This window comes from Methylobacterium sp. J-092 (genome assembly GCF_022829325.1).
Lineage (GTDB): Bacteria > Pseudomonadota > Alphaproteobacteria > Rhizobiales > Beijerinckiaceae > Methylobacterium.
In genome coordinates, this window is sequence record NZ_JAKSXU010000139.1 from 1 (window position 1) to 7,044 (window position 7,044).

General features: G+C 66.3%; 3 protein-coding genes and 3 pseudogenes. 5 read left to right on the plus strand and 1 reads right to left on the minus strand.

Going from position 1 to position 7,044, the window contains the following annotated elements:
* The coding region (locus MKK60_RS17090; protein ID WP_243987597.1) for a glycoside hydrolase family 26 protein at window positions 1-997 on the minus strand (997 nt) is incomplete at its 3' end.
* Window positions 998-1,229: 232 nt separating this feature from the next.
* Here MKK60_RS17090 and MKK60_RS17095 point away from each other — a divergent pair.
* From MKK60_RS17095 to MKK60_RS17115, 5 genes and pseudogenes are all read left to right on the plus strand, one after another.
* Window positions 1,230-2,053, plus strand: a pseudogene (locus MKK60_RS17095) (IS5 family transposase).
* 98 nt (window positions 2,054-2,151) lie between these two features.
* A complete protein-coding gene (locus MKK60_RS17100) occupies window positions 2,152-3,909 on the plus strand; it encodes a type I secretion system permease/ATPase (RefSeq protein WP_243987604.1) in 1,758 nt (585 codons plus the stop codon).
* 2 nt (window positions 3,910-3,911) lie between these two features.
* Window positions 3,912-5,273: an HlyD family type I secretion periplasmic adaptor subunit gene (locus MKK60_RS17105; RefSeq protein ID WP_243938234.1), complete on the plus strand. Its 1,362-nt coding sequence runs from the start codon at window positions 3,912-3,914 to the stop codon at window positions 5,271-5,273.
* 418 nt (window positions 5,274-5,691) lie between these two features.
* A pseudogene (locus tag MKK60_RS17110) lies at window positions 5,692-6,673 on the plus strand (IS630 family transposase).
* A gap of 161 nt (window positions 6,674-6,834) precedes the next feature.
* Window positions 6,835-7,044 (plus strand): annotated as a pseudogene (locus tag MKK60_RS17115) (IS6 family transposase); the annotation flags it as partial.

The following is a 7,044-nucleotide window of genomic DNA, read 5'->3' on the forward strand; positions in this document are numbered from 1 at the left end:
CACCCAGGCCGTTGGCTGCGATCGTCGCCGTCTTGACGTAGGTCCCGTCCGTGAAGGTGGCGACCGCCGTCTCGGTCAGGCCGAGGCTGGCGACGCGGAAAGCTACAGCCTTCGCTTCGACAGCGTTGACGACGTGGTCGGCCGTGTCATTGACAACCAGAGTGGAGAGCGGGACTTGACTCGGTGTGGTCGCCCCTACAGGCCCACCGAAATCCTTGATGAAGGCTGCGTCAGCCGCGGGATACAATCCCGTGTCGAGCCGACTGCTGTAGCCGTCGTCTCCATAGTTCCAGTAGCTCTGATACAGCGCCTTATGCTGCGCGAACCACGCTGCGGCTTTATCGAAGTATAGGGCAGCGTCCGGTGAATTGGCGCCCCATTCCGAGTAGGCGATGGGCTTGCCGTGTGCCGCTGCGAAGTCTGCCTGCCATTGCAGACCACCGGACTGATTGACCATCCAATCCCAAACCTGGGCCGGGTCGGTTCCCATCCAAGTGTTGTTCCAGTAGAAATCCATCCCGATGACATCGACGTATTTGTCGCCGGGATAAGCATCCGCAGGATGCTGAAACCAGTCATTGCCGACGTTCGGCGTCCACTCGAACTTGAAGCGGTCCGAGACGGAACGAAAAGTGTCTACGAACTGCTGCCATGCTCCGATGTAAGATTGTTCGTGCCCCTGCGCCGACCAGGGGAACCATGTGCCATTCATCTCCCAGCCGGTCCTGATATAAATCGGTCCGTCGCCGTACGATGAGTCCGCTATGGCTTGAGCGGCCTTCAGGTAATGATCGTTATAAGCGCCCAGTGCAGCGCTATCAAGGTTCCCGTCGTACCAGGTCGTAAGAGGAACAGACCAATGAACGTCTCGGATGGCATTTTTCCAGAGACTGGTGGCCCAAGGTATTGAGCTGTCAAACTCAGCCCAGCTGTTTTGATTTAAAAACATTTCCACAAAATCGACTGGCTTTCCAAGCCAGTTCTCGAAATGATCCACGTCACTAGGTGAATTACCAACGTATACACCTAATCCAGTCATATGACTTTCTCAATGAGATTCTCGGGATTTGTCCGCGTAGTTACTAATTAAGCCGCTATTAAGTTGCATTCGAAAGGGTGTCATTATGCCGCAGTTTTTCTTAGAGCCCGTCCGATAACGTCCGGCAGGGGTTGAGTGGCCGGGATGGCGGTGATTCCAGAAGGGTGCCGAAGCCTGACCTGGAAGTGCCATGTGGACCCCGACCACTCGCCGGCAGCATCGCCGCGCCAACCTGCGCTACGAAACCGACCTGACGGATGGCGAGTGGGCCGTGATCGCGCCGCTGATGCCGGAGCCGGCCTCGTGCGGTCGTCCGCCTGTTTGGACGATGCGAAAAATCCTGAACGCCATCCTCTACGTGCTGCGCGGCGGCATCGCGTGGCGGATGATCCCGAAGGACCTGCCTCCGCGCAGCACGACGTTTGGCTACTTTGCGCGCTGGCGCGACGACGGCCTGTTCGGCCGGATCAACCATCACCTCGTCATGGCGGACCGCGAGCGGGTCGGTCGAAGGGCCTCGCCCACCGCCACAGTGCTTGATAGCCAGAGCGTGAAGACCACCGAGAGCGGAGGGCCGCGCGGCTACAACGCCGGAAAGAAGATCAAGGGCCGTACAAGGGCCGTAAGCGTTAGGCCCTGGTCGACACGGACGGACGCACTCTCGTCCTCGACCCACAGCCCGCCGACGTGCAGGATCGCGATGGGGCCGGACCGGTGCTGCGCCTGTCGCGGCGGACCTTCCCGTTCATCGCCAAGGCCTTCGCCGATGCAGGCTATGCCGGCGACAGGCCCGCGACCGCAACGATCATCACCGTCGACATCGTGCGCAAACCCAAGGATCAGGTCGGCTTTGCCGTGCGCCCGCGCAGATGGGTGGTCGAACGCTTCTTTGGCTGGATCAGCCGCAACCGCCGCCTTTGGAAAGACCCGGAGGCGACCCTCGCCTCAGCCCAGGCCTTCCTCTACGCCGCCGCCGTCATGATCCTCGTCCGAAGGCTCGGCCGAGCATCATGACTTACCAGACGGACTCTGAGGCCTACGCGCCTTCAGGTTGCGCAAGTGTGCAGCGCAGGCGCATTATCGCGCCCTTCATAATTGTGGGTCGTAGAAAGATGATGGGGAGGCACAGCGGTTCGGCAGAACTCACGGAGGCCCTGGCGTCCTGCCGGACGGCGTTCGCCGGCGTCGCGGTGATGAGCGGCGTGGTGAACGTGCTGTACCTCACCGGCTCGTTCTTCATGCTGGAGGTCTACGACCGGGTGATCCCGAGCCGTTCGGTGCCGACGCTGATCGGGCTGATGGCGCTGGCGCTGACGCTGTACGCGTTCCAGGGGGCGCTCGAGGCGATCCGCTCGCGCATCCTCGCCCGCGTCGGGGCGGCGCTCGACGAGGCGCTGTCGGGCCGCGTGTTCGACCTCGTAGTGCGTGCGCCGCTCAAGGGGGCCGCCCCCGGCGACGGGCTGCTGCCGCTGCGCGACCTCGACCAGATCCGCGCGTTCCTGTCGGGCACCGGCCCGTCGGCGTTCTTCGACCTGCCGTGGCTGCCGATCTACCTGGCCGTCTGCTTCCTGTTCCACCCGCTGATCGGCGTCGCCGCGCTCTGCGGCGCCCTCTTCCTCGCGGCGGTGACGTGGCTGACCGACCGCGCCACCCGCAGGCCGGCCCAGGCCGCGACCGGGCACGGCCTGCGCCGCAACGGCCTGGCGGAGGCCGGGCGCCGCAACGCCGAGGTGCTCGCCGCGCTCGGCATGCAGGGCCGCTTCCAGGCGCGCTGGGCCGGGGCCAACCGCGACTACATGGACGCCCAGCAGCGCAACGCCGACGTGGCCGGGGGCCTCGGCGCCGTGTCGAAGGTGTTCCGCATGGCGCTGCAATCGGGCGTGCTGGCGCTCGGCGCCTGGCTGGTGATCCAGGGCCAGGCCACCGCCGGCATCATCATCGCGAGCTCGATCCTGGTGTCGCGGGCGCTGGCCCCGGCGGAACTCGCCATCGCCAACTGGAAGGGCTTCGTCCAGGCGCGCCAGAGCTGGGCCCGGCTCTCGGACCTGCTCGCGCGCATCCCGGCCGGGCAGCCGCGCCACGGCCTGCCGGCGCCGTCGCGGACGCTGACGGTGGAGGCGGTCACGATCGCCCCGCCCGGCTCGCAGCGTCCGGTGGTCGGCGAGGTCAGCTTCGCGCTGAAGGCCGGGCAGGGCCTCGGGGTGATCGGCCCCTCGGCCTCCGGCAAGTCGAGCCTGATCCGCGCGCTGATCGGCGTGTGGCCGCCCCTGCGCGGCAAGGTGCGCCTCGACGGGGCGGCCCTCGACCAGTGGGAACCGGCCGACCTCGGCCCCCATCTCGGCTACCTGCCGCAGGAGGCGGAGCTGTTCGCCGGCACCATCGGCGAGAACATCGCCCGCTTCGACCCGGCGGCCTCGGCCGAGGCGGTGATCGCGGCGGCGCAGGCGGCCGGCATCCACGAGATGGTGCTGCGGCTGACCGACGGCTACGACACCCGGATCGGCGAGGGCGGGGCGGGCCTGTCCTCCGGCCAGCGCCAGCGCATCGGCCTGGCGCGGGCGCTCTACGGCGACCCGTTCCTGGTGATCCTCGACGAGCCCAACGCCAACCTCGATGCCGAGGGCGAGAACGCGCTGACCCGGGCGATCCTCGGCGTGCGGGCGCGGGGCGGCATCTGCATCGTCGTGGCCCACCGCCCCTCGGCCCTGGCCGCGCTCGACCTCGTGCTGATGATGGCCGACGGCCGCGCCCAGGCCTTCGGCCCGAAAGACGAGGTGTTCAAGCGCGTGCTGCGCGCCGCCCCCGAACCGGCCCCGGCGGGGCTGCCCGCGCAAGGGCCCGCGAAGCCGACCCTGCAGGAAAGCGCCTGACCATGGCCGATCCCGTGATCCTCGCAGGCCCGATCCCCGCCGTCCCGGCCGCCCCCCTGCCGCCGCGCCCCCGCGCCCGGGCCTCGATCCGGCGCCACCTCGCGCTGAGCCTGGGGCTCGGCACCGTGCTGGTGGTCGGCGTCGGCGGCTGGGCCACCTTCACCGAGATCGCCGGCGCGGTGATCGCGCCGGGCCAGCTCGTGGTCGAGTCCGACGTCAAGAAGGTGCAGCACCCCACCGGCGGGGTGGTCGGGGAGCTGCGCGTGCGCGAGGGCGACCGGGTCAAGGCCGGCGACGTGCTGATCCGCCTCGACGAGACGCAGACCCGGGCCAACCTCGACATCGTGCTGCGGGCGCTGGACGAGCTCGACGCGCGCCATGCCCGCGACGAGGCCGAGCGCGACGACGCCCCGACGATCGCCTTCCCCGCCGAGCTGCTGGGCCGCCGGGACGCCGACCCCTCGGTCGCCCGCCTCGTCGACGGCGAGACCCGCCTGTTCGCCGCCCGCCGCGCCGGCCGCGCCGGGCAGAAGGCGCAGCTCTCCGAGCGCATCGAGCAGCTGCGCCAGGAGATCGGCGGCCTGACCCAGCAGGCCAACGCCAAGGAGCGCGAGATCGCGCTGATCCTCACCGAGCTGACGGGGGTGCGCGAGCTCTACGCCAAGAACCTGGTGCCGCTCTCGCGCGTCACCGCGCTCGAGCGCGAGACCGCCCGGCTCCAGGGCGAGCGCGGCCAGCTCGTCGCGCAGACCGCCTCGGCCAAGGGCAAGATCACCGAGACCGAGCTGCAGATCCTGCAGGTCGACGGCGACATGCGCACCGAGGTCGGCAAGGATCTCGCCGAGATCCGCGGCAAGCGCTCGGAGCTGCGCGAGAAGCGGGTCGCGGCCGAGGACCAGCTCAAGCGCATCGACCTGCGCAGCCCGCAGGACGGCACCGTCCACCAGATGACGGTCCACACCGTCGGTGGGCTGGTGACGCCGTCCGAGCCGGCGATGCTGATCGTGCCCACGGCCGACCAGCTCGCCGTCGAGGTCAAGATCCCGCCCCAGGACATCGACAGCGTGCGCCGCGAGCAGCGCGCGGTGCTGCGGTTCTCCGCCTTCAACAGCCGCACCACGCCCGAGATCGACGGCACGGTGAGCCGCGTCTCGGCCGACGTCTCGACCGATCCCAAGACCGGACAGAGCTACTACACCGCCCGCATCCGCGTGCCCGAGACCCAGCGCGAGCGCCTGGGCGAGGTCCAGCTCGTGCCCGGCATGCCGGTCGAGGCCTTCCTCCAGATCGGCGAGCGCTCCGTGATGAGCTACCTGATGAAGCCGCTCGCCGACCAGGTCGCCAAAGCCTGGCGCGAGAAGTGAAAAAATTTGACTGCTACGGATGAATTCGTGCCAGCTGTAAGCAAATCTAAAAGCTAATATTGTTCCAGAACTTTCCATCAGGAAAATGGTCATTTGCCCGGCATTTGTACCGCATTCATCAGGTGCAAGTCAGGTGCATCATAGTGGCGAAAGCAACCAAATTGATCCACCTGAGGGTGCTTCAAACATGACGCTTCAGTTTAGATAGTGAAGATTGGCGGGTCTTAGCCACCGCCCATCGACTTAAGGTAAGCGCGCCGACAAAATTGTTACGGAATTGATCTAACTTAGGGAAATCTCGTGACGTTTAATTACTCTGTGTCGCTAGAGCGTTTTCGGTTTGCGCTGATTCGATGGGGTGGGGTTCACGGAGCGGCGACGGGCTGATTCACTGATCGCTCCGGAGGAGGAGCGACAGATGGGACGACCCTACAGCCAGGATCTGCGCGAGCGGGTGGTGGAAGCTGCCGCAACAACCTCGCGCCGGCAGGCGGCGGCGCGGTTTGGTGTCGGCATCGCCACCTCGATCCGCTGGATGGCCGCGCTCACGACGACCGGGACGGTGGCCGCTCGTCCGCAAGGGCGGGCGCACCGCTCAAAGCTCGATTCGCACGAGGCATTCCTACGCGCGCTGATCGACGAGAAGGACGACATCACCCTGGAGGAGATGCGCGTCCGGCTCCGGGACGAGCACGACCTCACGGTCGGGCTCGGCACCCTGTGGAGCTCCCTCGACGCACGCGACCTGACCTACACAAAAAGACAGCGCACGCCGCCGAGCAAAGTCGTCCGGATGTGAAGGCTGCGCGCGAGGCTTGGTTCGAGGGCCAACTCGATCTCGATCCGGCCCGCTTGGTATTCCTCGACGAGACTTGGACCTCGACCAACGTGGCCCGCACCCGCGGGCGTTCTCCCCGCGGCGAGCGACTGCGCTCGCCCGTGCCGCATGGCCATTGGAAGACCACGACCCTGGTGGCGGCCCTGCGCCTGTCCGGGATCGCCGCGCCGTTCGTGCTCGATGGGCCGATCAACCGCGACGCCTTCCAGGCTTACGTCGATCGCGTCCTGGTGCCCGAACTCACCCCCGGGGACATCGTGGTCATGGACAACCTCGGTAGCCACAAGGGGCCGGCCGTGCGGGCGGCGATCGAAGCAGCTGGCGCGCGACTACTGTTCCTCCCGCCCTACAGCCCCGACTTCAACCCCATCAGGGGATACCCCACTCGACCTGTCGATTGGGGCCCCCTCAGATGGCCTTCTCAAAGCTGAAAGCGCTGCTGCGCAAAGCTGCCGAGCGGACCGTCGAGGGATTGTGGTCGGCCATTGGGCGCCTTGTCGACACCGTCACACCCGACGAGTGCGCCAACTTCTTCGCCGCCGCGGGATATGAGCCAGATTAAACCGAAAATGCTCTAGCGCGTTCCGCGACATGTCGAAATGGCCAAAGTCGAGCTTTAAAAATTCGGACTGATCACGAACCTAAGACAATCGTCCTTCACGGGTCACAAAATATGCCCTCGATCTTGCCACCTTTCTTCTCGAGCCGTTCCTTGGTTCTGTCATAGACACCGCTAAGCTTATAGAGCGAGCCGAGGTCGACCTTGAGAGACCTCACTACGAGGCCAACCTAATCGTGCAGGCTGTCGCCTGGTACCTGCGCTACTCGCTGAGCTACCGCGACACCGCGACATGGGGCAGCTATTCCCAGAACGCACTCTGGAGGTGGACGATAGCACCCTGAACCGCTGGGTTCTGGCCTACATTTCCCTCA